This window comes from Streptomyces sp. NPDC002306 (genome assembly GCF_053593435.1).
The window spans coordinates 1-1989 of the sequence record NZ_JBSFCK010000130.1 but is presented as its reverse complement, the minus strand read 5'-3'; the positions used below and the strand labels follow the sequence as shown (position 1 = coordinate 1989).

Sequence of the window (1989 nt, the reverse complement as noted above, 5' to 3'; positions counted from 1 at the left end):
TGGTCGTCGTCCTCGCAGACGATCTCGGCGAGGATGTCGAACGAGCCCGCGGTCATCACCACGTACTCGACTTCCGACATGCCGGTCAGCGCGTCAGCCACAGGATCTTTTAAGCCTCCGTTTTCACTGTGGTGATGCCCATGTCCGGGTCACCTTCCTCGCGGCCATGGCTGCCCGAGTCTTTGATAGGTCGAGGAATCGGTTCGACCGCCCTTGCGCCCCTCGCTGTGGCAGAAATGCGCGAATCCTGGACTCTACCCATTATCCCGAAGGTGCGACCTTCGTGGTTCTTGTTTGCCCCCTTGAGCATAGAGTCCAACGATCCAACTGGCGACGGCACCATCAAGCCATCGCTCGAACCCGATCAGGTGAGGAACAAACCGCGATCGTCAGGCTCCATTAGGAGTGATGTTTAGGCGGCCAGAAAGGAGAAATCGATTTGCGATTAGAATCGCACGCAATGGCCGCCATTGCGGCCTGGATGACTAACGGAAAGCGTCGAAGCATTATGAATAATACGGTTACTTTCATTGCATACTTTCCAGATGCCCGTGGATTAAAGGCGCCACTTCGTTAGATCGTCTAAGGGGGTGTGGAGATGCCTGTTTTGAAACTTGACGTCGCAGGTCAGTGAATATCCCTTAACGTGGAGGTGTCACCTAGGGGAGGAATGGTTAAATCGGGTTTACGGGTCAATGTGTCGCGAAAATTTTCTCGGTCTCTTGCTCAGGCGGGAGGGTGCTGTAGCTGCTATCTTGTCGATTCTGCAATAAAACTGTGTAGGCAATTTATACTCATGAAGACCGCTGTCTGGCCCGCGAGCGTAGCCTCGATCTTGCCGTGCATGGCTACTGATCTTTGATGTCGCGTTTGATGATCGACTCATGTTCGGCGTGTCGAATGTATGGGGACTTGAAATTGTAGGCTGTTGAGCCTAGTTGGGCTGTAGGTAGGCGGCTGATTTATTCGGACATGGGATGCGGCAGAGTGGAACGGAGGCGCTCGGGGAAGTTCCGCACAGTCAGTCCGTGGCGAGGATCCTGTACTGCAAGAGAGCTTGTGGGTGCGCTGTGAGCGTCGCCGGTAGGCGAATCCGTTTTGTAATTTTTGGCATATTCTGCGTCGTAGGGGCTGGGTGTGCAGACAGTGGGGCTTTCTGCACGTGCCAGACGGTCTGGTGGAGAGTCCGCGGATCTTCCTGGCGCTATAGCCGGTCAGGCGTTTACTGGCTTCAGCCCGTTAGCCTTGATCGTTCATGAGTCCTCGTCGGTTTACTGACGGGGGCTCTGTGTTTGTGCGGCGCGGTCTTTTAGGGGTTGGGGCAGGGCGAGGCCCGGATCTCGCGTCGGGTGTGTGCCGGGTTCCAATTCACCGGTGTGGTGGTGCGGTTGTCAGGACGATCGACGTGGCTGGTCAGCCAGGGTTCGGCAGGGCGTGGAGCCCGACGATCGCGTGGGCTGCTGACGGCGGTCCAGGGCCATCGGGCGGGCAGACGGAGTCAGCGGCGATGGCCGGTGTTCACGAGTTGGGTGGGGGTGGAGAACAGTCGCAGTAGAGCTTCTTTGGGTTCTCAGCGGCGGGTGGCGCAGGTCAGGGTGAGCATGGTGTCGGCATCCAGGCCAGGAGGGTCGAGTGCGGGGGAGGCGATCTTCAGCCAGATCCGGTTCTGGGCGGTGTCGTGCAGGGGCAGGTTGCGCAGGCTGGTGTCGTGGGCGCCTCGGATGTGGTCCTCACAGCGGGCCTGGCGGCGGTGGCGCAGTTCAAGGTCGCCGAACTCGCTGCCTTTAGTGTTGGTTGCGAAGCGGGTCAGCGCAGTTTGTCGAGGTGGGTGAAGCGCAACTGGGCGCCGGGGTGCGGCCGTTCCTTGCGGATGATTACTGACCTTGTCGGATTAAGGTTCGGGGGTGGAGGGTCAGGCCGGTTTCGGTGAGGCAGCCGTCGATGAGTTCCGGGTGGCGTTGGATGTGGGCGAGGCCTCGGCGGAGGGTG

General features: G+C 59.0%; 2 pseudogenes. Both read right to left on the bottom strand.

What is annotated here, in order from left to right:
* A pseudogene (locus ACWCQK_RS42385) lies at positions 1-107 on the bottom strand (Lrp/AsnC ligand binding domain-containing protein); the annotation flags it as partial.
* 1520 nt (positions 108-1627) lie between these two features.
* A pseudogene (locus tag ACWCQK_RS42380) lies at positions 1628-1878 on the bottom strand (IS1380 family transposase); the annotation flags it as partial.
* Positions 1879-1989: the final 111 nt, after the last annotated feature.